Below are 23818 nucleotides of genomic sequence, written 5' to 3'. Positions count from 1 at the left end.
TCGACGCATATGCCGCAGTCTTGACGGTCGTCGAAAGAGCGGCATATATTGCTGTTCGGAACCACAAGGAGGACGCAGTGCGCGTAGCAGTAATCGGAGGAGGGCCTGGAGGGCTGTACTTCGCGGCCCTGGCCAAGCAGCTCTCCCCGCGATGGGACATCACCGTCTGGGAACGCAACGCGCCTGACGACACATTCGGTTTCGGTGTCGTCTTCTCCGACGAGACACTCGACGGCATAGCGCAGGCCGACCCAGAGGTCTTTGACGCCATGTCAAAGGACTTCGCCCGGTGGAGCGACATCGACGTCCGTTACCAGGGGCAGGTGCTCACCTCGGGCGGTCACGGCTTCGCGGCCCTGGGCCGCAAGCGGCTGTTGCAGATCCTTCAGGAACGCTGTGCCGCACTGGACGTGGACGTTCGCTACCGCACCCAGGCGCCCCCGGTGGAGGAACTCTCCTCCCAGTACGACCTGGTCGTCGCCGGTGACGGCGTGCGGTCGGCCACCCGTGCCGCGTACGCCGACACCTTCGGCCCGGACCTCGACGAGCGGAACTGCCGCTACATGTGGCTGGGTACGGACAAGGTCTTCGAGGCCTTCAACTTCATCGTTGCCGAGCGGGACTTCGGCACCTTGCAGGTCCACGCCTACCCGTACGACGACACCCGCTCCACGTTCATCGTCGAGATCGACGAAGCCTCCTGGCGCCGTGCCGGCTTCGACAAGTTCGCCGCCCGTGACCACCCCGCCGGTACCAGCGACGAGGACAGTATCCAGCTGTGCGAGGAGATACTCGCCGAACACCTCGACGGCCACCGCCTCATCCCCAACAACTCCAAATGGATCCGCTTCACCACGGTCCGCAACAAGACCTGGCAACACGGCAACGTCGTACTGCTCGGGGACGCCGCCCACACCGCTCACTTCTCCATCGGCTCCGGCACCAAGCTCGCCATGGAGGACTCACTCGCTCTCGCCGCCTGTCTGCATGAGCACCCCGACGTCCCAACCGCGCTCGCCGCATACGAGGCCGAACGCAAGCCGGTCGTCGAATCCACCCAGCGCGCGGCGCAGGCGAGCCTCGAATGGTTCGAGAACGTCGGGCGCTACACCGGCCAGCAGCCGCACCAGTTCGCCTTCAACCTCCTCACGCGCAGCCGCCGTGTCACCTACGACAACCTGCGAGTCCGCGACGAGGAGTTCACCGCCGCAGTCGTCCGGAGCCATGTCGCAGATGACTCGTCGGGAGTCGCTCTTCCCGGAGACGCGAACGTCCCGCCGATGTTCCGCCCCTACTGCCTCGGAGGCCTGCGCCTGCGCAACCGCGTTGTCGTGCCTCCCACCGCCCTGTACACCGCGCGCGACGGCGTGCCCGGAGACTTCGAGCTCGTCCATCTGAGCACCCAGGCGCTGGGCGGATCCGGCCTGGTCTTCGCCGGCATGACGGCCGTCAGCCCCGACGCCCGGTCCACCACCGGCTGCCCGGGGCTGTACACCGACGAACAGGAAGCGGCCTGGCGGCGCATCACCGACTTCGTCCACCGCCAATCAGACACATGTCTGGGTATCCAGCTCACCCATGCCGGCCGCCGCGGCGCCACGCACACACCGCGCCCCGACGGCAGCTCCGTCCCCCTGGAGGCGGCGGAGGCCTGGCCACTGCTCGCCGCTTCACCGCTCGCCTGGGACGAGCGCAGCGCCGTACCGCGTGAAGCCACCCGGCACGACATGGACGTCATCACACGCGACTTCGTCGCCGCGGCGCAACGCGCCCACAACGCCGGCTTCGACGCCCTTGAACTACAGTACGGCCACGGCCACTTGATGTCCGGATTCATTTCGCCACTGACCAATCACCGCACCGACTCTTATGGCGGCAACCTGGCCGGACGACTGCGCTTCCCGCTGGAAGCGCTGCGCGCGGTGCGCGCTGTCTGGCCCGCGGGCAAAGCTCTCGTCGTTCGCATATCCGCCGCCGACTGGGCCGAGGGCGGCACCACCGAGGCGGACGCCGTCACCATCGCCCGCGCGCTCGCCGAGGCCGGCGCCGACGCGGTGGATGTTTCCACCGGAGAGGTCGTGGCCCATCAGCAGCCTCGATACGGTCGCAGCTATCAGACGCCGTACGCCGACCTGATCCGCAACGCCACCGGAGTTCCCACGATCGCCGTGGGTGCCATCTCGACGTATGACGACGTGAACTCGATCATTCTGGCCGGCCGGGCTGATCTGTGTGCTGTCGGCCGCGCCCAACTGCACGATCCCCTGTGGACCCTGCACGCTGCGGCCGCCCAGGGCTACGTCGGCCCGGCGGCTCCCTGGCCGCCTTCTTGGAAGGCCGGCAGCGGGCGCCCTCCCGGGGCGCGAACGGACCGTATCCCGCCCCGGCTCCAGCTGCTCCGGCAAGCCACCGCGCCCGTCCACCAGCGTTGGCTCGCGCCCATCGAAGCTGCCGCTGTTCCGACGGCCCGCTGATCAGGAGAACTGATGGAAAATCTGCCCCGCTTCACCGCTGCGGCAGTCCAGGCGGCGCCCGTCTATCTGGACCCCGCCGCGACCGTCGACAAGGCGATCGGCCTCATCGCTGAGGCCGCCGCTGCCGGCGCCGAACTTGTGGTGTTTCCCGAGGTCTTCGTCCCCGGTTATCCGTACTGGAACTGGACCATGAACCCGGTGCAGGGGTCCCCGTGGTTCGAGCGTCTCTACCGCGCGTCCATCGACGTACCCGGCCCGCACGTGGACGCACTGCGCGCGGCGGCTCGCCAGTACGGCGTTGTCCTTGTGATCGGTGTCAATGAGCGCGGTCCGCACAGTCTGGGCGTCCTCTACAACACTCTCCTGACGATCGGGCCCGACGGCGAACTGTTGGGCGTGCACCGCAAGTTGGTGCCAACCTGGGCCGAGAAGCTGACCTGGACCGGGGGAGACGGAAGTTCCCTGCGGGTCCACTCCACCCCTGTCGGGCCGCTGGGCGCGCTCGCCTGCGGTGAGAACACCAACACCCTCGCCCGGTTCACCCTGCTGGCACAGGGCGAACTGGTGCATGCCTCCTGCTACATCGCCCTGCCGGTCGCCCCTGCCGACTACGACATGGCGGACGCCATCGCCGTGCGTACCGCGGCTCACAGCTTCGAGGGCAAGGTCTTCTCCGTTGTGGCCTGTTCGACGATCTCTCCGGAGATCGTCGACACCATCGCAGGTGATGACGAGGAGGTACGTCGGACCCTCGCCCGTCCCCGCAGCGCACTGTCCGGCATCTTCGGGCCCGATGGCAGGCCGGTCACCGAACCGCTGATCGACGACGAGGGCATCGTCTACGCCGAGATCGACCTGTCCAAGTGCATCCAGCCCAAGCAGATGCACGACATCGTCGGCCACTACAACCGCTTCGACATCTTCCAGCTCCACGTCGACAACACACCCCGCACACCGGTCACCTTCACGACCGACCCCGCGCAGCAGGCCGCACACCCCATCGCCGCCCCGCTCTCGACCGAGAGCACCAGCACGAGCACCACCAAGGAGGACGCATGACCACCGAGTACGACGACGACCAGCTCGGCCGCGCCCGGGTGGCCGACACTCCCGAACTCACCGCGTACTACGCCGAACTCGCCGGACGCGAGGCCGGTGCTCTGTGGACCGTCGCCAACGACATCGAACCATGGTTCCCGCAGCCGAAGTCCGTGCCGGTCCTGTGGCGGTACGACGAACTGCAGCCCCTCGTCCACAAGGCGCTCGACCTGGTGAAGGCCGACGACGCGGGCCGGCGAGTGGTCATGCTGGTCAACCCGGGCCGCAAGGACGTCAGCGCAGCAGTCGGGCTCCTCTATACGGGCCTGCAGATCATGGGCCCCGGCGAAGCCATGACCGCCCACCGGCACCAGGCGGCTGCCCTGCGCTTCGTCCATGAGGGCACCGGCGCCTGGACCATCGTCGACGGCCAAAAGCTCAGGGTGAGCCCGGGCGACTTCGCCATCACCCCCAACGGCACCTGGCACGAACACGGCAACGAGTCCGACGACGCTCCCGTCATCTGGCAGGACGGCCTCGACATCCCGCTGGTCAACGCACTGGACGCGGGCTTCTACGAGGTCCACCCGGAGCTGTACCAGAAGCCCGGCAAAGTGATCAACTCCTCCGTCCTCACCTACGGCGCGAACCTCCTGCCGTACGGCGCGGACAAGTGGACCAAGCCCTACTCGCCGTTGCTCGCCTACCCGTGGGAGCCGACGTACGAGTCGCTGCGCAACCTGGCCAGGGCCTCCGAGGGCTCTCCGTACGACGGCGTGATCGCGGAGTACACCAACCCCGTCACCGGCGGCTCGGTCATGCCCACGATGAGCGCCCACATGCAGTTGCTGCGCCCCGGCCAGGCGACCCAGGCCCATCGCCACACCGGATCGGTCATCTACACCGTGGCCAAGGGCCACGGCGTCTCAGTGATCGCCGGACAACGCTTCACCTGGAAGAAGGGCGACATCTTCTGTGTCCCCTCCTGGGCCTGGCACGAGCACCACAACCTCGACCAGGGCGACGACGCCTGTCTGTTCTCCTTCAACGACTTCCCCGTGATGCGCGCACTCGGTTTCTACCGAGAAGAGGCCTACACCGACAACGGGGGCCACCAGCGCACCGCCTAGACCCGCGCCGCCGTTACCACCGCCCGCCGGCCCTGACACCGGTTTGTGGAACGGCAGCGCGACCGGGGACGGGCCTTCCGCCCCGCATCGTCCCCGGTACCGGGGCGGTGGTGCAGAGACCTGACCTCTTCACCACCGCCCCATCCTCCAGCCCGTACCCCTGCCTTATCGCGTATCCCGCAAGGAGCTCCCATGCGCCTGGTCACCTACACCCACAACGACGCCTCCGCCCGCCTGGGCGCACAGATCGACGACCGTGTGATCGACCTGGCCGCGCTGGCCGCCTGTCACGGCGAGCAACTTCCACTGGACCTGCTGTCCTTCGTCCAGGCCGGCGACACCGCCCGAGAGACCGCACAGCGCCTGCTGGCCGGCGACCCGGCTGAATGGCCGTCCGATGCCGTCCACGCGATCGACGACGTCACCCTGAGCGCTCCTCTGCGCCCAGGGAAGATCATTGGTGTTGGGCTGAACTACGTCGAGCACGTCGAGGAGTCCAGCCGCAGCCTGGACACCCACAAGGAACTGCCGCCGCGTCCGGTGCTGTTCAGCAAGCCCGCAACCGCCGTCACCGGCCCCGGACAGCCGATCCGCCACAATGCCAACCTGACGAACCAGCTCGACTGGGAATGCGAACTGGCTGTCGTCATCGGCCGGACCGCCTTCGGCGTCAGCGAGGACGACGCCTTCGACTGCATCTTCGGCTACAGCATCATCAACGACATCAGCGCTCGCGACCAGCGCCGCTCCGGCCAGTGGTTCTTCTCCAAGGGCCAGGACTCCTTCGCACCCCTCGGACCGGCCGTGGTCACCGCCGACGACATACCCGACCCGATGGAACTCGACCTCGAACTGCGCGTCAACGGTGTCACCAAGCAGAAGTCGAACACCCGCCACATGCTCTTCCCCATCGCCCGGCTCATCGCCGACATCACCTCCGGCGTCACCCTTGAGCCCGGAGACATCATCGCCACCGGCTCCCCGTCGGGCGTCGGCGCCGGCATGGTCCCCCCTGAGTTCCTCACCCCCGGCGACACCGTCGAAGCCACCGTCGAAGGCATAGGCACCCTGACCAACCCCGTCACCGACGCACGCTGACACCAAGCACCACCCCGCCGCCCACCCCTCACAAAGCCAACTGAGCAACAGGAGCGCCCCTGTGTCCCCCCGCACCTACCGGATCGGCCAGATCGTGCCGAGTTCCAACGTCACGATGGAAACCGAAGTGCCCGCCATCCTGCGCGCAAGAGAAACCATTGCGCCGGAACGCTTCACGTTTCACTCCAGCCGGATGCGCATGACCCATGTCACGCCAGAACAGCTCAAGTCCATGGACGCGGACTCGGACCGCTGCGCCGTCGAACTCTCCGACGCACACGTGGATGTCCTCGGCTACGCGTGCCTGGTGGCCATCATGAGCATGGGCCTGGGCTACCACCGCACATCCGAGGAGCGCCTCCACACCCGCACCGCGGAAAACGGAGCCCCCGCGCCGGTCGTCACCAGCGCCGGCGCCCTCGTCAACGGTCTGCACACCCTCGGTGCGAAGAAGATCGCCCTGCTCGCGCCCTACATGCTGCCCCTCACCAAGACCGTCGTGGACTACCTCACCCACGAAGGCATCGAAGTCCTCGACTACGAGGCGCTCGAAATCCCCAACAACCTCGACGTCGCCGCCCACGACCCCTCCAAGCTGCCGGGCCTCGCCCGCGCGCTGGACTACGCCGACGCCGATGCCGTCGTCCTCTCCGCATGCGTGCAGATGCCCTCACTGGGGGCCATCGAGGAGGCGGAACAGCTTCTGGGCAAGCCGGTGGTGTCCGCCGCGGTCTGCACGGCCCACCAGATGATGCGCGCGCTCGACCTTCCCGCGATCGCCCCAGGAGCCGGCCACCTTCTCGCGGGCGCCTACGCCGAGGCTCCCCTCCCGCAGCGGACCGCTCCCATGGCGTGACGTCGGGTGACGGTAGGATCGCCACCGCATACGACGGAAGGCGATCATGTGGAAAGCTCCAGGCCAAGCTCTCTGATCAACACGGTCTACGGAGCGTTCCTCCGCCGGCTCGGCGGGTGGATCTCGATCGCCGACCTCATCGTGCTGCTCGCCGAGCTGGACGTGGACAGCCAAGCCGTACGCTCAGCCATCTCCAGGCTGAAGAAGCGCGGCGTACTGGAACCGGAACGCCGCTCCGCCACCGGCTACCGGCTCAGCCCAGCCATGCACACCGTTTTCGACGAGGGTGACCGGCGCATCTTCGGCAGCCTTGAGCCGGCCGAGCTGAGAGACGGCTGGGTCATGGCGGTCTTCTCCGTACCAGAGTCCGAACGAGCGCACCGTTACCAACTGCGCACCCGTCTCACCTGGCTGGGGTTCGGCAACCTCGCCCCCGGCGTCTGGCTGGCACCTGGCCGCCTCCTGAAGGATGCCCGCAGCACACTCACGCGGCTTGGCCTGAGTGACTACGTGCACCTCTTCACCTCGGATTACGCCGCCTTCAGCGACCTGCGCACATCGGTCACCTCCTGGTGGGACTTCCCCGCCATCCAGGCGCAGTACGCGTCGTTCACCGACACCTACGGTCCGGTCGCGGAACGTCTGGGCACGAAAGAGGACGTAGACAGCGGCGAAGCGTTCCGTCACTACGTACCCATGCTGACCCAGTGGCGCAGACTCCCTTACCTCGACCCCGGCCTTCCGGCCGAACTGCTCCCGCAGGACTGGAACGCTGTCGCCGCACGTCAGGTGTTCCAACAGCTGCACGCCGTGCTCGCCTCTCCCAGCCTGGATCATGTACGGAAAGTGACCGCTCTATAGATCGTCACCGTAGAAAACACGCGCCCCCTCGGCGACCGCGCCGACAGCCTGCCGCTTCGTCGGCCGTGCCGCCGGTGCGGGTCTCGACGCAGCTTCTGCCTTGCTGCACACTGACCGGCACGGTGGAGAAAGCGGCCGTCCAGTGATCCGCCCCGGGCTGGGGCACAGCTAACGGGAAGCAGCGGGAGCGCCGGTGGAACACTCCCTCGTAAAGGAATCCGAGGAGGGCGAGCGCGGAGCGTCGCCGGTGGCCCCGGCGGAGCGCCCTGCGCCGCGTCGCCGTGGCTCCGAGTCCGGCACCGGGCCGGTGCTGGGGCGCGCGCTGCAGATCCTCGGTGCGTTCAGCGCGGACTGTCCGGAGATGACGTTGAGCGAGCTGTCCCGGCGGGCCGGGCTGCCCGTGTCGACCGTGCACCGGATGCTGGGTGAGCTGATGGCCTGGGGGGCGCTGGAGCGCGGCGACAAGGGGTGCTACCGCGTCGGCCTGCGGCTGTGGGAGGTCGGCTCGTTGGCGCCGCGCGGTCAGGGGCTGCGGGAGCGGGCGCTGCCGTTCCTGGAGGACCTGTCCCAGATCACCCGCGAGAACGTCCAGCTCGCGGTGCGCGAGGTTACCGAGCTCGTCTTCGTCGAGCGCATCGCGGGCTCCGGCGCGGTCCCTGTACTCACACGCGTGGGCGGGCGTTTCGCCCTCACGGCCACCGGGGTTGGGCTGGTGCTGCTCGCTCATGCCCCCGCGGAGGTGCAGGACCAGGTGCTCGCCGGCCCGTTCAAGCGTTTTACGCCGTGTACGGTCACCGATCCGCGTGCGCTGCGGCGCATGCTGGCCGATGCGCGGACCAACGGCTACGTGGTCAGTGACCGCCAGGTCACGATGGACGCCGTGTCGGTCGCCGCTCCCGTGCACGGCAGCGACGGTGCGGTGATCGCCGCGGTCTCGCTGGTGGTACGCCATGGCAGTGCCTCCCCGCATGCGCTGGCCCGGCTGGTGTGTACCAGCGCCCGGGCGATCTCCCGCGCCATGGTCGCGCCGCGGATCAGCGCCCCGTAATCTCCAACTCGACCAGGGGATAGGCGGGATGGCGATCAAGGCGGGGGATACACATGACATACCGGCGCGCGGCTTTACCGGCACTGGCCGGCGGGCTGCTGCTCACGGTGCTTCTGTGGTGGGCGGGGGCGAGCGCGCACGCGCTGCACCTGCCCAGCACCGCCGACGTGATCGGCGGCCGGGCCGCCGCCGAGCTCGAACACTGGCTCACGCCCTGGTCGTACGACCCTCCGGCCTCGGTTCAGCTCGGCGCCGAGGTGTCCGGCGGGATCGGGGACACGGCCCAGACCGACAGCACCCGCTACCTCGCGCTGTACGAAACCGCGCTGCAGATCCGGTTCGCCGCGGTCTTCGCCTTCTTCGTGCCCGGTGCCCTGCTCCTGGTCCGCAGGCTGCCGCCGGTGCACGGCCGCATGCCGGCCGCGCTGCTCGCGGTGTGGGCCTGGGGCCTGGTGGCCGGGACCTTGGCGGTCACCGTCTCCACGCCGTGGCTGATCGCCGCGCGGGGGCGCGGCAGTTACCGCTTCCTGCCGCAGCTGGCGAGCGCGATCTCCTCCGGGCGGCAGGTCCTGGTGGCGACCGCGCTGGTCGCCGCGGCGGTGACGGTGCTCGCAGCGCGGGTCACCGCCAAGGGCGCCGGTCCGCTGCCTCAGGAAGTCGTCCCGGCGCGCGCTGCGCGTCTGGCCGCCACCGCCGGGACCGCGGTGATCGCACTGTCCCTGGTGGTCCTCTCGTACCAGCCGGTCGCCGCCGCCCTCCAGACGGTCTCCCCGGCCGGCGGGCTGTTCGCCGAACCGGGCGAACTCCTGCGCCTGTGGCTGCTGCTCGGCGCCTGGGCGGGTCCGGCGGGGACGCCACTCGGTGACTGGCTCCTGTATCGCGCCGCCGACGTGCTGCTGCTCGCGGTGGTGTGGTGGGCGCTGCGGCGGTTGCCGGGACTGCTCACCCGAGCCACTGTCCCGGCCATGGCGGCCGGCGCGGTCTGCGCGACCGTCCTCGGGCTGCTGGCGAGCCAGATGCTGCGGATGGCGATGGACGAAGCGGGCCTGCGCTGGGGGCTGCTGCACCTGTCCGCCGGCATAGGTGGCGGCGTTCCGGCCGCCCTGACCTGCGGCCTGGTGGCGGGAGTCGCGGCCGCCGTGACGCTGCGGGTGGCGGTGGGCCCAGCGGCGACCGCCGACGCCACGGCCTCCGTTCAAGAACCCGCCCGGCCCTAGTACTCCAGGGCTACTTTGAGCCTCGCCCCTCGCACGCGGTTCGGGGCGGGGCAACCGTGGCCGTGCTGCCATGTGCCTTGCCGGCAGCGGTGGCGCTGCCCGCCAACCGCACGTACGTCGCCCCGGACTTGGCGGAAGCCGCTCCCGCTCCCGCGCTATCCGGCGCGATCGCGGAGGTAGGCGTCCAGTTCGGCGGCCCCGGCCAACATCGCGCGCCCGCGGGCGGACAGCCGGCCGCGCCAGTCGCGCAGGGCGGCCTCCAGCGGCTCCAGCCCACCGGCCGCACGCACCTGGGCGATCAGCGGGGCGATCTGCTCCAGCAGGTAGCCGCCACGCCTGAGCTGGTGGGCCAGCCGAACGTCCCGCACATCGGCCTCGTCGTAGACGCGGTACCCGGTCCGCGGGTCGCGGCGGGGGCGCACCAGCCCGGCGCGCTCCCATTTGCGCAGCGTGGCGGACCGGATCCCGAGCTTCCCTGCCAGCGGCCCGATGAACGTGCCGCCGGGCGGCCCGGACACCGCGTCCGGCCCGGACTCCGAGGTGGGTTCCAGGTCGCGCAGAGCGCTCTCCACGGCTTGGAGTGTCCGCCGGTCCTCAAGGAGCTGGGCGTGGCTCTCGTCGATGAGACGGAACGCCTCGTCGACCACGCCCTGGTTCACCGCCCGCATGATCGCCGTCGCCGTCCGGTGGCCGTGGCCGGACACCAGGGCGAGGAACGCGCGCAGGGCCCGCGCATGCAGCGCGGTGTAGGTGCGGTAGCCGTGAGGTGTGCGCCCGGCAGCCGGGAGGATGCCGGCCTCCTCGTAGTTCCTGATGGCCTGCGTGGACAGACCGTGCCCGCGCGCCAGGTCAATCGGCCTGAGCCGCTCACCGTTTTGAAGGTTCTTCCCCATGAGCCTGCCTATATCGCGGGAAAATTACGGAAAGCTTCAACCGAAGGTTCAACGATACCGTTGAAGCCATGGCTACTGACATCCAGGACACCGCCCATGCCGTAGAGGCCGCCGCCGTCATGAAACTGCTCCCGGCCCGGCCCCGGCTGCTCGCCCTGGGCGAGCCCACCCACGGCGAGGACACGCTGCTCCACCTGCGCAACGAGCTCTTCCGGCAGCTCGTCGAGCAGGAGGGCTACCGGACCATCGCGATCGAGAGCGACTGCGTCATGGGCCTGGTCGTGGACGATTACGTCACCTCGGGCACGGGCACCCTCGACGAGGTCATGGAGCGTGGCTTCAGCCACGGGCTCGGCGCGTCCGCGGCCAACCGCGAACTCGTGCGCTGGATGCGCGCGTACAACGACAGGCAGGCAGCGTCCGAGCGGCTGCGCTTCGCCGGTTTCGACGGCCCGCTGGAGATCACCGGAGCCGCGAGCCCACGGCAGGCCCTCACCGCACTCCACGGCTACCTCTCGGCCCGGGTGGACGCGGACCTGCTCCCCTGCACCGCGGAAGCGCTCGACCGCCTGCTCGGCGCCGACGACCGGTGGACCAATCCCGCCGCGATGAGGGACCCGGCCCAGTCCACGGGGCAGTCGGCCGAGGCCAGGGAGCTGCGGCTGCTCGCCGACGATCTGGTGGCGCTGCTCGACGCGCAGACGCCGCACCTGATCACTGCGACCTCGCGAGATGACTGGGACCGGGCGCGGCTGTACGGGCGTACCGCCATCGGCCTGCTGCGTTACCACTTCTGGATGGCCGACACCTCACCGGCCCGCATGACGCGGCTGATCGGGCTGCGGGACTCGATGATGGCCGACAACCTCCTCGCCGTCGCCGAGCGGAACCCGACCCTGGTCCACGCCCACAACAGCCATCTCCAGCGCGACAAGAGCACGATGCGGATGTGGGACCAGCCACTGCTGGAGTGGTGGAGCGCCGGCGCACTCGTGAACGCCCGCCTGGGGAAGGAGTACGCCTTCCTGGCCACGGCCCTCGGCACAATCCGGCACCAGGGAGTCGGCGCCCCGCCACCGGACACCGTCGAAGGACTCCTGTACGCGCTCCCGGAGGACCGCTACGTCGTCGACGCCCCCCGGCTGGCCGCCGCCCTCGGCGACGCGCGACCCGCCGCCCGCGTGTCGCCCTGGTTCGGCTACTCCCCGCTGGACCCGGCCCACTTGGCAGCAAGCGACGGGATGGTGTTCGTCAAGAACGTCCCGGAGAGCTAGTGCCGTGACCGGAGCCGCCCGGCCGTTGCCGTCAGGGCCCCGGCACCAGGCGGTGACGCCCTCGAGTCGGATTATGCCGCTCCGGCCTCCGCTCACCCCCGCCGCGACAGACCGGCAGTGATGAGCCAGGCGGCCGATTCGTAGAGCACACCGCTCGGCGTCTCGTGGGCATCGAGGCTCGCGCGCAGATCCGTCAGGGCGCGGTGGCGGCCGCTGTAGTCGAGGCCGTCGAGCATCCAGCCGAGGAGTCCGGAGACGAACGCGTACGCACGGTCGGCGTCCGGCCCGAAGTGCATGGGGGCGGACAGGTCCTCGAAGCGCGGCTCGGCGAAGCCCGCAGCGGTGAGCCGGGCCCGTACTTCCTCCGGGTCGGCCATGGAGAACGGACCCGGCGCACCGGGCTCAGGTGCGGGCAGGGGCCGGCCCGCGGCCATGGCCGTGGTGAAGGCCCTGAACCATTCGTTGCGGGACGGGGCCTGCCACACCAGCAGCACCAGGCGGCCACCGGGGCGCAGAGCCCGCGCGATGTTGCGGAACGCCTTCACCGGCTCGGCGAAGAACATCGACCCGGTGCGACTGATCGCCACATCGAACTTCCCCTCGGGGAACGGATATGTCTGGGCATCGGCCTGCGAGAAGCGGACGTTGCCGAGCCCTTCCCCGGCAGCCTTACGCCGTGCCACTCGCAGCATTTCGGCCGACAGATCGACGCCGAGCACCGATCCGTCGACCGCCAGGCGTGCGGCGGCACGGGCCGATTCGCCGGTTCCACAGCCGATGTCGAGCACTCGCTCACCGGCGCCGATGGCGGTGGCCGCAAGGAAACGTGGCTGGTAGCCGCTCACCGCCCGGTCGAAGTGATCGGCGTGTGCGGCCCAGTAGGCCCCCTGCTCGCCGTCCCAGGCGCGCGCCTGCTCGACGTTCGACGGATCGGCCTGCGAGGTCTCGCCGCTCACCATGACCACCTACTTATATTCCCAAAGGGGCTATTTCATCCCGTTTTACGCCTTGGGGGTTCCGGTCGCCTACCGTCTGCACGATCACCGCGGAAGGCCGGGCTGGAGCGAGGCCGACGGCTCACCCCGGATTTATGGACCATAGGGGCACAATCGAGGCAGGGGGACGGCGACGGCGCTCCGCCTGGAGGGTGATTGACATGCCTGGGACCCGGTCTCATTCCCGCTATGTGCCGGATCGGGGGCTCACCACACGCATGGTGACGACGATGTTCCTCATCGGGCTGCTGTACGTCGTCTTCATCGGCGTCCTGCTGGCCGTCCTGCGGGGGTCGTGGCCCGTCATCCTGCTGATCGCGGGCGGTCTGTTCATCGCGCAGTTCTGGTTCAGCGACCGGATCGCGGCCTTCAGCATGGGTGCCCGCGAGGTCACCCCCGAGCAGGCGCCCGAACTGCATGGCGCCATTGACCGCATCTGCGCCCTCGCCGACATGCCCAAGCCCCGCGTGGCGATCGCCGACAGCGACGTACCGAACGCCTTCGCCACCGGGCGCAGCCAGAAAACCGCCCTGGTCTGCGCCACCACCGGCCTTCTCCGTCGCCTGGAGCCGGAGGAACTGGAGGGCGTACTCGCGCACGAGCTGTCGCATGTCGCCCACCGTGATGTCGCGGTGATGACCATCGCGTCGTTCCTCGGCGTCCTCGCGGGCGTGATGACCCGGGTCGCGCTCTGGGGCGGCTTCAGCCGGGCGGGCCACGGCCGCGACGGAAACGGCGCCGCCCTGGCGATACTCCTGATCCCCCTGGTCAGCGCCGTCGTCTACGCGATCAGCTTCCTGCTCACCCGGCTGCTCTCCCGCTACCGCGAGCTGTCCGCCGACCGCGCCGCCGCGCTGCTGACCGGCCGCCCGTCGGCGCTCGCCGCCGCGCTCACCAAGGTGACCGGGCAGATGGCGAACATCCCGACTCGGGACCTGCGGAAGGCGGAGCCGTTCAACGCCTTCTGGTTCGCACCCGCGTTCTCCTCCGAGCAGAGCCTGGGCAGGCTCTTCTCCTCGCACCCGACGCTGGAGCAGCGCCTGGAGCAGCTCGGCAGGATCGCGAGGCAGCTGGGCCGCCCGTAACGCCGCCCGCAACCCTGAGAGAGGATCTTCCTGTGGGACTTCTCGACACCATCCTCGGCCGCAGCAAGCCCGTACGTCCCGACCTCGACCAGCTCTTCGGCCTGCCCGCCGCCGCCATCACCCTCCAGGCGGCTGCCGGATTCACCCCGACCGGCATCGGCTCGGTGTGCTTCGCCAGCGTGGAGGGCGGCGCCTTCGCCGCCCTCCAGCAGGACGTACGGGAGCTGCTCGACGCCGATACGGGCCGCGGCGGCATACCGGTCGAGTTCAGCCAGGACGCGTACGGCTACACCTGGCTGCTCGTTCGCCACCCCGCCGATGACACGGCCGCACTGGTCAACGACCTGCACGCGGTCAACACCCTCCTCCAGGACGCCGGATTCGGCCCGCAGCTGCTCTGCTCCCTGATCGGCTTCCGGGAAGCCGCCGGGGACCGCGCCCTCGCGCTGATCTACCTCTACAAGCGCGGCACCTTCTATCCCTTCGCGCCGCTCCCCGGGAGGACCGAGAAGCGCGACAACGCCCTGGAACTCCAGGTCAGGGCGCTGCTCGCGGACGATCTGCGGGTCGAGCCGGACCTGGCCCGCTGGTTCCCGGTGTGGGGTGCGCCGGGGCTCGCAGGGGCGGACTGACGGGGCCCGCGCGTCCTTGGAGTCGCAGGCGGGCTCAGGCGGGCTCAGGCCGTTTCAGGCCGGCCAGGGGGAGGGTCGTGGCGGTGCGGGGCGGGGGTAGATCCGGGACTGCTTGACGCTGCCGAAGGCGAAGCTGGACTGGATCGAGGCGATGCCGGGAATGGCGTGGATCTGGTCGCGGACGAGGCGCTCGTACGCTTCGAGGCTCTCGGTCACGATGCGGAGCAGATAGTCACTGTCACCGGTCATGAGGTAGCAGTCCTGGATGTGCTCGATCCGGCCGATGTGCTCCTCGAACGTGCTGACCATGTCGGACGTGTGCCGTTCGAGGCGGATGTTCACGAAGACGGTGATCGGAAGGCCGAACGTCAGCTGGTCCACGATCGCGGTGTAGCCCCGGATGAGACCTGCCTCCTCCAGCCTCCGGACCCGGCGCAGGCACGGCGACGGCGACAGCCGGACGCGGTCGGCCAGCTCCTGGTTGGAGAGCCGTCCGTCGGCCTGCAATTCGCGGATGATCTGTAGGTCGACGGCGTCCATGGGGCACTCCTTGGCAGATTCTGCCCCCAGGCTAGGAATCCGGGGTGGAAATAGCAATCGGCTGCTCCGCCTCCTGCCATAGCGTTGCGGACGGCCTGACAGACCCGGCGGAGACCGGTCGCGCGCCACCCACCACGCCCGGCCGGAGGAATCCCGTTGAGTACGACCAAGCTCGCCCCCGCGGCCCCGCCCGCCCCCGCGAGCCCCAAGCGCGGCCCGCGTCGCCCGGGTGAGGTCGCGGGGATGGTGGCGCTGCTGCTGACGGTGGCGATCTGGGCCGGGTTCGCGCTCAGCGCGCGGGCGCTCAGTACGTCGACGCTCGAACCGGCGGATGCCGCGCTGCTGCGGTTCGGTGTGCCCCTGCTGGTCCTGGCGCCCGCGCTGTGGCGCCGGCGCAGGCGCTTCGCCGCCGTCGGCCGATGGACGGCGCTCAAGATCGTCGGCGGCGCCGGGGTGCCGTTCTTCCTGGCCGCGATGTACGGCGGCTCGCTGACCTCGACCGCCTTCGTGGGGGCGATCGTGCCCGGCATGGTCCCGCTGTTCGTATCCGTACTCATGATGACGAACGGGCGCGGTGTCCCGAAGCGGATGCAGGCGGCCGGGCTCTGCCTGATCGCCATGGGCGTTGTCGCCCTCGTCTCGCCGTACGTCGTCGCGGTCGACGGGGACGTCCTGTTCGGGTCCGGGATGCTGCTCCTGGCCAGCGGGCTGTGGGCGCTCTACACCGTCGGGCTGCGCGAGGTGGACCTCGATCCCGTCGGGTCGATCGGGCTGCTGTGCGGGCCGTCGTTCGTGGTGGTGGCCCTGCTCGTCCTGACCGGCGTACTCCCCACGAACCTCGGCGCGGCCACCTGGCCCGACCTCACGTTCTTCCTGCTCGTGCAGGGTCTGGGCGTCGGGCTCTGCGCCGGCCTGCTGTACGCCTTCGCCATCCGGCGCTTGGGCGCCGAGCGCAGCGCCGTCGTCGGCAGCCTCAGCCCTGTCGTCGCGACTCTGCTGGCCATCCCCCTCCTGGACGAGCCGCTGACTGTGGCCGTGCTCGTCGGCGTACCCCTCATCACCCTCGGCGTCGTCCTCGCCAACATCCGTACCCGTCATCGTCCCAAGGTGCTTCCCGATGCTTGAGCTGCTCAGCCCCCCGCCCACCGACCCGCTGTTCGCCCTGGTCGCCGAACTCGGCGCCGTCGCCCGCCCCGAGCGGCTGGACCTCCTGGTCGGCGTCTACCGGGACCAGACCGGGACCACGCCGGTGATGGCCGCCGTCCGCGAGGCCGAACTGCGGCTGGCGGAGCGGGGCGCGTCCAAGGAGTACCGGGGCCTGTCGGGCAACCAGGCGTTCAACCGCGCGATGACCTCCACCGTGCTGGGCTCCGAGGACCTGATATCCCGGGCGACGGCGATACAGACCGTCGCCGGTACCGGGGCGCTGAACCTGCTCGCCGAGTTCGTCCACCGGACCGCTCCCGGCGCGACCGTCTGGATCAGCGACCCGTCGTACGTCAATCACCGGCCGATCCTGGAATCCGCCGGCCTGACCGTACGCACGTACCGCTACCTCGACGCCGACGGCCGGCCCGACCAGGCCGGCCTGCTGCGCGACCTGAGCGAGGCCCGGCGCAACGACGTCGTCCTCATCCAGGGCTGCTGTCACAACCCCACCGGTGTCGACCTGACCCCCGAAGCGTGGGACACGCTGGCCGGCCTCGCCGCCCACCACGGCTGGGTGCCCTTCGTCGACCTCGCGTACCACGGACTCGGCGACGGCCTGGAGGCGGACCTGGAGCCCACCCGGACGATGGCCTCGCGGGTCGAGGAGATGCTCATCGCCGTGAGCTGCTCGAAGAACTTCGGCCTCTACAGCGAACGGACCGGCTGCGCGATCGTCCTCGGCCCTTCCCAGCGGGCGCTGCGCCATGTGGAGTCGACCCTGCAGAACGTCGCCCGGGTGCTCTACTCGATGCCGCCCGAGCACGGCGCCGCGATCGTCACGACCATCCTGGACGACCCGGGTCTGTACGCCACCTGGCGAACCGAACTCGACGCCATGCGCACCCGCATCAACGCCAATCGGGCCGACCTCGTCGCCCACCTCGGCTCCCTCGGGTGCGACCGGCCGGCGGAGATCCTCGCGCAGCAGAAGGGCATGTTCTCGATGCTGCCGCTGACTCCGGACCAAATGCTGCGCCTGCGCGAGGACTTCGCGGTCTACGGCACGGGATCGGGCCGTATCAACATCGCCGGCATATCCGCGCACCGCATCCCGTACCTCGCGAACAGCATCGCCGCGGTCGCCACGGTCGGTGCGGTCGGCGCGGTTACGGCGGGGTGATCCGACGGATGCCGACCGCCGCTACGCCCTGCCCGTTGCCTGCTCCCGCCGGGCGGCTGGTGCCACGCACGCTCCTCGGTGCGCGATGCTCGGTGCGCGATGCGGCTGCCAGGTGAGGTGCTGGTGATCGGTACGCCTAGGCTGCCACCCGGCACCGGCCTCGATTCCAGGAGCGCACATCATGTCCGACCCCGTCCAGAAGCACCCGTATCCCGACGCCCTTCGACCGGACGAATCACCCGCGCCGCACGCACTGCTCGCGCCGGTGATCGGGTTCCTCGGCACCTGGGCCGGCCGGGGCTGCGGCAGGTACCCGACGCTCGCGGAGGAGTTCACGTACGCGCAGGAGGTCACCTTCAGTCACGACGGGCGGCCCTTCCTCCACTACGAGGCGCGCGCCTGGCTGCTCGACGCGGACGGCACCCCGCTGCGGCCGTCGGCTCGGGAGAGCGGCTGGTGGCGGCTGCAGCCCGATGGGCGTGTGGAGGCGTTGATCACCCAGCCCACCGGCATCGCGGAGATCTCGGTCGGCCGTGCGGGCGACGGCGCGGTCGACCTCGCCACGCATCAGGTGGCTCTCGCTCCCACCGCCAAGGAGGTCAATGCCACCCGCCGCCGCTACACCCTGACGGACGAGGACACGCTCAGCTTCGTCCACGACCTCGCGGCCGTCGGCCAGCCCCTGCAACACCACCTTTCGGCACAGCTCCGACTTCGACGCGGGAGCGAAACCAGGCCGTAGAAAATCGGCTTATGCGCGTGCAACCATACGGTTGTCACGCATGTCTTCATGAGTGACAACACTGTCCCCGTACCAGGAGAACTGGGGGACGTCATGCAGAACCGCCAGCGCCTCGCGGCACTCGCCGCCGGCATACTTCTCACCGCCGGGGTCGGCGCCACGACTCCCGCCGTCGCTTCGCCCCGGTCCGGGACATCGCAGCAGACCCCCGCAACGGCCCTCGTCGTCAATGCCCGATGGGGCGGACACTGTGCCTTCGACCGTCTCGTCATCGATGTCCGGGGCACTGTGCCCCCGGTCTCCGTGAAGCCGGTGAAGGAACTGCGGTACGACGGCTCCGGGAAAAAGGTCCCGCTGCCCGGTAAGTACTACCTGGAGATCAAGCTCAGCCCGGCCGCCGCTCACAACGAAGCGGGCCGCTCGGTCTACAAGGGGCCCAAGCTGGTCAAGACTGGGCTGCCCACACTCAAGGGTGTCGCCCTGACCGGCGACTTCGAGGGAGTGGTCACCTTTGGGGCCGCTTTCAACACCAAGCCCGCCTACAACACCTTCAAGCTCCACTCGCCGGAACGCTTCGTTCTCGATATCCGCCACCCGTCCGGGTCTCAATGCCGCACGGGCTGACCCGAAGCGCGGCGGGGACGTATTGGGGCCGCAGCATCAGCGTACGCTCGCGCTAGTGTGCGAGCGTGAGTCTTCATGTCGTCATAGGTTTCGGGCCCGCCGGGGCGGCCACTGCTCGGCTGCTGGCCGAAAAGGGGCATTCAGTACGCGTCGTTACCAAGTCGGGCCGGAGCCCGGAGCCCGGCATCGAGCACGTGGCGGTGGACGCGACGGACAGCAAGCGCCTGATCGACGTCGCGCAGGGCGCGGTCGCGATCTACGGCTGTGCCGCACCGCCCTACCATCGCTGGGCGAGTGAATGGCCGCCGCTGGCCTCGTCGGTCTGTGCGGCGGCCGAGGCGACCGGGGCCGTCCTGGTCATGCTGGGCAACCTCTACGGTTACGGCCCCGTCGATGGTCCCATGACCGAGGAACTTCCGCTCGCGGCGACCGGCCCCAAGGGGCGGGTGCGCGCCGCAGTTTGGGAGCGGGCACGGGACCTCCATGAGCAGGGTCGTATCAAGGCGGTCGAGGTGCGGGCCTCGGACTTCTTCGGGCCCGGTGTCACCGACGGCGGGCACCTGGCCGCGCGGGTCATGCCACGACTGCTGCGCGGCAAGCCGGTCTCCAGGCTCGGGGACCCGGACGTCCCGCACAGCTGGAGCTACCTCCCCGATGTGGCCAGGGCCCTGGCCGAGGTCGCGGGCGAGGAACGCGCCTGGGGACGGGCCTGGCACGTTCCGACGGAGCCGGCTCTGTCCACCCGGGAGATGGTCGACCGCCTTGCCGCTCAGTCGGAAACGGGGCCGGTCGTGGTGCGCAGGCTGCCGTCGGCCGTGCTGGGTGTCGCGTCGGTGTTCTCCCCGCTGATCCGCGAACTCAAGGAGATCCGCTATCAGTTCGTACGTCCATTCGTAGTTGATTCGAGCGCGTACGAAGCCGAGTTCGCGGTACGAGCCACCCCCGTCGACGAGCAGGTCGAGGCGACGGTGGACTGGTGGCGCGAGCGACTGGCCACCGCCGGGTGACACCTGGCTGGATCAACCGTGGGTGTGAACGCGGGGGAGACGTGCATGAGCAGTCCGAGAAGCTGACCGTGGTGGTGCGCTGACCGAACGGTCATGCCGTGCGGCGAACCGTCCGACTCAGTCGTCGATGTCCTTGTTGAAGTCCTTCGCGCAGGTGTCACGTTCACTCTGGGTGTCGGCTTGCTGGACGCAGTCGTCGAAGTCCTTGAACTCGTCGGAGTTGAGGATCGACGCGCCGATCGCGATGATGACGACGGACGCGATCAGTCCCAGCGCGCCGAGCACCGCGCCGATGACCGACATTTTGCCGTGCGGCGCCCGGCCGCCACGTGCCTTGCGTGCGCCGACAATGCCGACGATCACTGCCAGCAGGCCCAGCACAATGCCGCCGAAGACGGTCCAGAAGAGGAGGATCGCCGCGATGCCGAGAACAAGCGCGGCGATAGCCGGCCCGTTGCTTCGCTTCATGCCGGTGTCCGGGCTGGTCTGCGCGTAGCCGTCAGGGGTCTGGGGGTGGTTGGAGGAGGACACGCCATCACACTCATCTCTGCTTCCGTGCCAACGAGTTGTCGTACGTGGCCTTGTGCCCCCATGTCAGCGACGAATGCACCCGTTGTTTCCCGGCGCGAGCGGTGATGCGCGAACGTGTTCGATGACCGAAGGCAAGGGTGGTGCCGGTCATTCTCCGGCGTGTCTGGCTGGAAGAAGCTGTGGTTGTTGCTCAGAGTGCGATGTAGCGTTTTTTTCAGCTGTCGTGGTTCCGAAGTAGGTCTTGCCGTGCGTCACCGCACGGGAGGTTTTGCTGTACAGCGTCTCTGAGGACCAAGGCGATCACCTCCGGCCCCGCGCGCTGCGGGTGCCGAACTACCAGTCCTTGGAGGACGCATGGCCAGCGGTACGGTGAAGTGGTTCAACGCGGAAAAGGGCTTCGGCTTCATCCAGCAGGAGGGCGGCGGACCGGATGTGTTCGCCCACTACTCCAACATCAATGCCCAGGGCTTCCGTGAGCTGCAGGAAGGCCAGCAGGTCACCTTCGACATCACACAGGGCCAGAAGGGACCGCAGGCGGAGAACATCACGCTTGCCTGAGCCCTGAAGAGCGGTACCGCGCCTCCCAGCCCCAGGCTGGGAGGCGCGGTGCGCGTATGGGCGCGCGCGTGGCCGCTCGCATGGCGCGTCGGTGTCACGGTAGAGTGGAAATTTGCTGTGTGGCAATAGTTTGGCACGGCTCCGGCAATTTGCCGCTCCACTCTGACTACTTTCTCAACGAAATGGCCCTCACCGTGACGAACTTCCTGGCCGTTGAGCGTGCTGTGCGCACTGCCGCACCTCATGCGATCTTCGACACGGTGCGCGCCGCACTGGTCGAGTTCTACGAGGCCGTCGAGGTCGATCTGCTGATGGCCGACTACAGCCTGACCGTCCTGCAGCCGGTGACCGCCCTTCCGCATACCGCGAAGCCGCTGCCGGTCCATGCCAGCCCGGAAGGCCGCGCTTTCGGCAGTCAGGAGCCGTTCGGGCAGTACGTGGCTCATGACGGTTCCGTGGATCTGCATCTGCCTGTCACCGTCCGTGGGGACAGGCTCGGGATCTTGACCGTGCGATTGCCCAAGCAGAGATGCACTCCCGAGACTGTTCAGGAGCTGACAGAACTCGCCGAGTTGCTCGGGCATGAAATCGTCGTTGCCGAGCGCGATACGGACGTGTTCCTTCAGGCCCGGCGCGCCAGCCGGCTCACTTTGGCGGCGGAGATGCAGTGGCAGTTGCTGCCTGCCCGGGCCTGCACGCGCCCGGAGTACGCCATCGGGGCCCAGCTGGAACCCGCCTACGACATCCACGGCGACAACTTCGACTGGTCCACCACGGCTGAGACCCTCACGCTCAGCATCACCAACGGAATGGGCGAGGGAATCCAGGCGTCGCTCCTGACCAACCTGGCCGTCAACGCTCTGCGCAATGCTCGCAGGGCGGGCATCGACATCGCCGATCAAGCGGCCCTGGCCGACCAGGCGATCTATGCGCAGTACCGCGGAGCCGAGTACGTCTCGACCCTTCTGCTGTCCTTCGAGCCGGCGACCGGGCGCGGGCGAGTAGTTGACGCCGGATCGCCTCAGTTGTGGCGTCAACGCGACAAGGTCGTGGAGCACGTCGACTTCGAGGCCCAGCTCCCCTTGGGCATGTTCGAGGAGACTCTCTACGCGGCTCAGGAATTCCAGGCGCTGCCCGGCGACCGCTTGATCTTCGTCAGCGATGGCGTCTATGCGGCGGTCTCCGGCGCCGGCGAGCGTTACGGGGAGCGTGCGCTGGCGCGTGCCATCCAGGCTGTCAGCCTTCTGCCGGCTGCTGCCGTGCCGCGCGCGCTCCTGCAGGAACTGGCGTCGTACCGCGATGCCGACGCCGATGACGATGCTCTGGTCGTGTGCCTGGACTGGTTCGGGCGCACCGCCGCGGCTTCGGACTGAGCCCCGGTCCGCGCCCCTGCTTCGAAGCCGTTACGGGCAGTGCCGGTGACGCGGCTCATCTCCGGCGTGGCTTCCGGCTTCCCTTGGTCGTGTGCCACGTGCTTATATTTGCCATACGGCAACAATCGAACGGAGCAGGAATCCCCCCGGCCGGCCGCAGGGCCGGGCGTTGCCGACGGGGTCGCGAAGGGGAGTTTGAGTGAGCAGCGATGAGGCGGTGGCCCGAAAGCGCGTCGCCGGCGTCATGCAGGGACGCGTCGATGAGATCGCCGACCGGTGGGTGCAGTTGCAGGTGCGGCACGCCGCTGTGAGTGCGGGTACTCGCGAGAGTGAGCTGCGCGAGGAGGCCGACGCTCTGGTCGCCGCCTTGGCTGCCGGTCTCGACAGCGCTCTGCCGGTTGACCGCATCGCGAACTCCCATGCCGACCTCAATCGCGCGGTCACCGAACTCTCGTTGCGCAGAGCCAGGAGCGGTGAGTCCCCGACGGCGACGGCGCTGGCGGTCCTCGCGCTCAAGGAGGCGCTGCTGGAGGCCGTGCGGGAGAGCACCCAGGACGGCGGAGAGCTGTTCTCCGCGGCGTTGCTGATCAACCGGCTCCTGGACGCGGCCGGGGCCTTGTCCTTCGACACCTACGTCGAAGGCCGCGAGGAGATCATCCACCGGCAGAGCAGGCAGCTGCTGGAGCTTTCCACTCCCGTCGTCCGCCTCTGGAAACAGGTCCTCGGCGTCCCGCTCATCGGGACGCTCGACACCGCCCGCACGCAGGTGGTGATGGAAAACCTGCTCCAGGCCATCCAGGACCAAGAAGCAACAGTCGCCATCATCGACATCACCGGCGTACCGACCGTGGACACCGCTGTGGCGCAGCATCTGATGCAGACCGTCAACGCGGTGCGTCTGATGGGGGCGGACTGCATCATCAGCGGCATCCGGCCGCCGATCGCGCAGACCATTGCCCAGCTGGGCATCGACCTGTCCACCATCATGACGCGGGCCACCCCCGCGGACGCCCTGTCCGAGGCCATCAAGCTCACCGTCGGCTCCCTGCCCGCCTCCAACGGGCCGTCCGACGGGCCGGCGTCGCGATGAGGGGGCGTGCTTCCACCGGTGTGCCCATCCTGCGTCTGGGTGACGTCCTGATCACCGGGCTGCTCGACGAACTCGACGACAAGGCCGCCATGGCCTTCACCGACGAGCTCACCGAGCGCATCTCGGCCGACTGTGTACGAGGGGTCCTGATCGACATCTCCCGCCTCGAGATCGTCGACTCCTTTGTGGCACGCACCCTGATGGAACTCACCACCATGGCCAGACTCCTGGGAGCACGCGTGATCGTGGCCGGAATACGACCCCCTGTGGCGATCACTCTGGTCGAACTGGGCATTGAACTCATTGGTGTGGAAACCGCCCTGAACGCAGAGCAGGGCATGGCCGCCTTGGGCTGGTATCAAAGTCCGCAGCCCCCGGAAGGGGCCCGACGTGACACAACTCGCTAAGCCTTGATCCACCGGC

Annotated in this window: 24 protein-coding genes; 20 read left to right on the top strand and 4 right to left on the bottom strand. The window is 69.0% G+C overall.

Annotation, left to right across the window (positions count from 1 at the left end; all coding sequences use genetic code 11):
* The first annotated feature begins 77 nt into the window (after nucleotides 1-77).
* The 8 genes from J7E96_RS15525 (at nucleotide 78) to J7E96_RS15490 (ending at nucleotide 9722) form a co-directional block, all read left to right on the top strand.
* On the top strand, nucleotides 78-2474 hold the full coding sequence (locus tag J7E96_RS15525) for a bifunctional salicylyl-CoA 5-hydroxylase/oxidoreductase (RefSeq protein ID WP_215131788.1): 2397 nt from the start codon (nucleotides 78-80) through the stop codon (nucleotides 2472-2474).
* 12 nt (nucleotides 2475-2486) lie between these two features.
* Nucleotides 2487-3533, top strand: coding sequence for a carbon-nitrogen hydrolase family protein (locus J7E96_RS15520; protein ID WP_215131786.1), 1047 nt, complete (start codon nucleotides 2487-2489; stop codon nucleotides 3531-3533).
* Nucleotides 3530-4642 (top strand): cupin domain-containing protein, encoded by a 1113-nt coding sequence (locus tag J7E96_RS15515; protein ID WP_215131784.1) that lies wholly within the window; start codon nucleotides 3530-3532, stop codon nucleotides 4640-4642. Before J7E96_RS15520 ends, J7E96_RS15515 begins: the two co-directional genes overlap by 4 nt.
* A 192-nt stretch (nucleotides 4643-4834) precedes the next feature.
* The gene (locus J7E96_RS15510; RefSeq protein WP_215131782.1) at nucleotides 4835-5740 is read left to right on the top strand and encodes a fumarylacetoacetate hydrolase family protein; all 906 of its coding nucleotides are present in this window, start codon (nucleotides 4835-4837) and stop codon (nucleotides 5738-5740) included.
* Nucleotides 5741-5855: 115 nt separating this feature from the next.
* Nucleotides 5856-6596 carry an Asp/Glu racemase gene (locus J7E96_RS15505; RefSeq protein WP_215131928.1) on the top strand — a complete coding sequence of 247 codons (741 nt, stop codon included), beginning with the start codon at nucleotides 5856-5858 and terminating at the stop codon, nucleotides 6594-6596.
* A 48-nt stretch (nucleotides 6597-6644) separates the two neighbouring features.
* Nucleotides 6645-7457 (top strand): PaaX family transcriptional regulator C-terminal domain-containing protein, encoded by an 813-nt coding sequence (locus J7E96_RS15500; RefSeq protein WP_215131780.1) that lies wholly within the window; start codon nucleotides 6645-6647, stop codon nucleotides 7455-7457.
* Between the two features lie 193 nt (nucleotides 7458-7650).
* On the top strand, nucleotides 7651-8505 hold the full coding sequence (locus J7E96_RS15495; RefSeq protein ID WP_308295975.1) for an IclR family transcriptional regulator: 855 nt from the start codon (nucleotides 7651-7653) through the stop codon (nucleotides 8503-8505).
* 53 nt (nucleotides 8506-8558) lie between these two features.
* Complete coding sequence (locus J7E96_RS15490; RefSeq protein WP_215131778.1) at nucleotides 8559-9722, top strand: hypothetical protein; 1164 nt, start codon at nucleotides 8559-8561, stop codon at nucleotides 9720-9722.
* Between the two features lie 155 nt (nucleotides 9723-9877).
* On the opposite strand, the gene J7E96_RS15485 is transcribed toward J7E96_RS15490, so the two are convergent.
* A complete protein-coding gene (locus tag J7E96_RS15485) occupies nucleotides 9878-10615 on the bottom strand; it encodes a TioE family transcriptional regulator (protein ID WP_215131776.1) in 738 nt (245 codons plus the stop codon).
* 68 nt (nucleotides 10616-10683) lie between these two features.
* Here J7E96_RS15485 and J7E96_RS15480 point away from each other — a divergent pair, with 68 nt between their 5' ends.
* Complete coding sequence (locus J7E96_RS15480; RefSeq protein ID WP_215131774.1) at nucleotides 10684-11889, top strand: erythromycin esterase family protein; 1206 nt, start codon at nucleotides 10684-10686, stop codon at nucleotides 11887-11889.
* Nucleotides 11890-11981: 92 nt separating this feature from the next.
* Here the strand turns inward: J7E96_RS15480 and J7E96_RS15475 are convergent, their stop codons facing one another.
* Nucleotides 11982-12848, bottom strand: coding sequence for a class I SAM-dependent methyltransferase (locus J7E96_RS15475; protein ID WP_215131772.1), 867 nt, complete (start codon nucleotides 12846-12848; stop codon nucleotides 11982-11984).
* Between the two features lie 197 nt (nucleotides 12849-13045).
* On the opposite strand from J7E96_RS15475, the gene htpX reads away from it, so the two are divergent.
* On the top strand, nucleotides 13046-13969 hold the full coding sequence (gene htpX / locus J7E96_RS15470; RefSeq protein WP_215131770.1) for a zinc metalloprotease HtpX: 924 nt from the start codon (nucleotides 13046-13048) through the stop codon (nucleotides 13967-13969).
* A 32-nt stretch (nucleotides 13970-14001) separates the two neighbouring features.
* Entirely contained in the window at nucleotides 14002-14601 is a 600-nt protein-coding gene (locus tag J7E96_RS15465; RefSeq protein WP_215131769.1) for a hypothetical protein, read from the top strand.
* Nucleotides 14602-14655: 54 nt separating this feature from the next.
* On the opposite strand, the gene J7E96_RS15460 is transcribed toward J7E96_RS15465, so the two are convergent.
* A complete protein-coding gene (locus tag J7E96_RS15460; protein ID WP_215131767.1) occupies nucleotides 14656-15141 on the bottom strand; it encodes an Lrp/AsnC family transcriptional regulator in 486 nt (161 codons plus the stop codon).
* A 156-nt stretch (nucleotides 15142-15297) separates the two neighbouring features.
* Here J7E96_RS15460 and J7E96_RS15455 point away from each other — a divergent pair, with 156 nt between their 5' ends.
* The 5 genes from J7E96_RS15455 (at nucleotide 15298) to J7E96_RS15435 (ending at nucleotide 19843) form a co-directional block, all read left to right on the top strand.
* Complete coding sequence (locus tag J7E96_RS15455; protein ID WP_251069953.1) at nucleotides 15298-16266, top strand: DMT family transporter; 969 nt, start codon at nucleotides 15298-15300, stop codon at nucleotides 16264-16266.
* Complete coding sequence (locus J7E96_RS15450; protein ID WP_215131764.1) at nucleotides 16259-17470, top strand: amino acid aminotransferase; 1212 nt, start codon at nucleotides 16259-16261, stop codon at nucleotides 17468-17470. Before J7E96_RS15455 ends, J7E96_RS15450 begins: the two co-directional genes overlap by 8 nt.
* A 181-nt stretch (nucleotides 17471-17651) precedes the next feature.
* Entirely contained in the window at nucleotides 17652-18212 is a 561-nt protein-coding gene (locus J7E96_RS15445; protein WP_215131762.1) for an FABP family protein, read from the top strand.
* 48 nt (nucleotides 18213-18260) lie between these two features.
* Nucleotides 18261-18836 carry a hypothetical protein gene (locus J7E96_RS15440; protein WP_308295974.1) on the top strand — a complete coding sequence of 192 codons (576 nt, stop codon included), beginning with the start codon at nucleotides 18261-18263 and terminating at the stop codon, nucleotides 18834-18836.
* Between the two features lie 65 nt (nucleotides 18837-18901).
* A complete protein-coding gene (locus J7E96_RS15435) occupies nucleotides 18902-19843 on the top strand; it encodes an NAD-dependent epimerase/dehydratase family protein (RefSeq protein WP_215131760.1) in 942 nt (313 codons plus the stop codon).
* Between the two features lie 117 nt (nucleotides 19844-19960).
* On the opposite strand, the gene J7E96_RS15430 is transcribed toward J7E96_RS15435, so the two are convergent.
* Complete coding sequence (locus tag J7E96_RS15430) at nucleotides 19961-20374, bottom strand: DUF4190 domain-containing protein (RefSeq protein ID WP_215131758.1); 414 nt, start codon at nucleotides 20372-20374, stop codon at nucleotides 19961-19963.
* Nucleotides 20375-20728: 354 nt separating this feature from the next.
* Here J7E96_RS15430 and J7E96_RS15425 point away from each other — a divergent pair, with 354 nt between their 5' ends.
* The 4 genes from J7E96_RS15425 to J7E96_RS15410 all read left to right on the top strand — a co-directional run bounded on the left by J7E96_RS15425 (nucleotide 20729) and on the right by J7E96_RS15410 (nucleotide 23802).
* The gene (locus J7E96_RS15425) at nucleotides 20729-20932 is read left to right on the top strand and encodes a cold-shock protein (RefSeq protein WP_215131756.1); all 204 of its coding nucleotides are present in this window, start codon (nucleotides 20729-20731) and stop codon (nucleotides 20930-20932) included.
* A 182-nt stretch (nucleotides 20933-21114) separates the two neighbouring features.
* Nucleotides 21115-22305, top strand: coding sequence for a PP2C family protein-serine/threonine phosphatase (locus J7E96_RS15420; protein ID WP_215131754.1), 1191 nt, complete (start codon nucleotides 21115-21117; stop codon nucleotides 22303-22305).
* 199 nt (nucleotides 22306-22504) lie between these two features.
* Complete coding sequence (locus tag J7E96_RS15415; RefSeq protein WP_215131752.1) at nucleotides 22505-23395, top strand: STAS domain-containing protein; 891 nt, start codon at nucleotides 22505-22507, stop codon at nucleotides 23393-23395.
* Nucleotides 23392-23802: an STAS domain-containing protein gene (locus J7E96_RS15410; RefSeq protein WP_215131750.1), complete on the top strand. Its 411-nt coding sequence runs from the start codon at nucleotides 23392-23394 to the stop codon at nucleotides 23800-23802. Before J7E96_RS15415 ends, J7E96_RS15410 begins: the two co-directional genes overlap by 4 nt.
* Nucleotides 23803-23818 lie beyond the last annotated feature (16 nt).

It is taken from the genome of Streptomyces sp. ISL-96, assembly GCF_018614035.1.
GTDB lineage: Bacteria > Actinomycetota > Actinomycetes > Streptomycetales > Streptomycetaceae > Streptomyces.
The sequence above is the reverse complement of the archived record's forward strand: the minus strand, read 5'-3'. Positions and strand labels throughout refer to the sequence as shown.

Excerpts from the sequence above, each read along its gene's own strand:
- J7E96_RS15520 (WP_215131786.1), top strand. The coding sequence starts at position 2,487 with ATGGAAAATCTGCCCCGCTTCACCGCTGCGGCAGTCCAGGCGGCGCCC.
- J7E96_RS15515 (WP_215131784.1), top strand. The coding sequence starts at position 3,530 with ATGACCACCGAGTACGACGACGACCAGCTCGGCCGCGCCCGGGTGGCC.
- J7E96_RS15510 (WP_215131782.1), top strand. The coding sequence starts at position 4,835 with ATGCGCCTGGTCACCTACACCCACAACGACGCCTCCGCCCGCCTGGGC.
- J7E96_RS15505 (WP_215131928.1), top strand. The coding sequence starts at position 5,856 with ATGGAAACCGAAGTGCCCGCCATCCTGCGCGCAAGAGAAACCATTGCG.
- J7E96_RS15490 (WP_215131778.1), top strand. The coding sequence starts at position 8,559 with ATGACATACCGGCGCGCGGCTTTACCGGCACTGGCCGGCGGGCTGCTG.
- J7E96_RS15485 (WP_215131776.1), bottom strand. The coding sequence starts at position 10,615 with ATGGGGAAGAACCTTCAAAACGGTGAGCGGCTCAGGCCGATTGACCTG.
- J7E96_RS15480 (WP_215131774.1), top strand. The coding sequence starts at position 10,684 with ATGGCTACTGACATCCAGGACACCGCCCATGCCGTAGAGGCCGCCGCC.
- J7E96_RS15475 (WP_215131772.1), bottom strand. The coding sequence starts at position 12,848 with ATGGTGAGCGGCGAGACCTCGCAGGCCGATCCGTCGAACGTCGAGCAG.
- htpX (WP_215131770.1), top strand. The coding sequence starts at position 13,046 with ATGCCTGGGACCCGGTCTCATTCCCGCTATGTGCCGGATCGGGGGCTC.
- J7E96_RS15460 (WP_215131767.1), bottom strand. The coding sequence starts at position 15,141 with ATGGACGCCGTCGACCTACAGATCATCCGCGAATTGCAGGCCGACGGA.
- J7E96_RS15450 (WP_215131764.1), top strand. The coding sequence starts at position 16,259 with ATGCTTGAGCTGCTCAGCCCCCCGCCCACCGACCCGCTGTTCGCCCTG.
- J7E96_RS15445 (WP_215131762.1), top strand. The coding sequence starts at position 17,652 with ATGTCCGACCCCGTCCAGAAGCACCCGTATCCCGACGCCCTTCGACCG.
- J7E96_RS15440 (WP_308295974.1), top strand. The coding sequence starts at position 18,261 with ATGAGTGACAACACTGTCCCCGTACCAGGAGAACTGGGGGACGTCATG.
- J7E96_RS15425 (WP_215131756.1), top strand. The coding sequence starts at position 20,729 with ATGGCCAGCGGTACGGTGAAGTGGTTCAACGCGGAAAAGGGCTTCGGC.
- J7E96_RS15420 (WP_215131754.1), top strand. The coding sequence starts at position 21,115 with ATGGCCCTCACCGTGACGAACTTCCTGGCCGTTGAGCGTGCTGTGCGC.
- J7E96_RS15410 (WP_215131750.1), top strand. The coding sequence starts at position 23,392 with ATGAGGGGGCGTGCTTCCACCGGTGTGCCCATCCTGCGTCTGGGTGAC.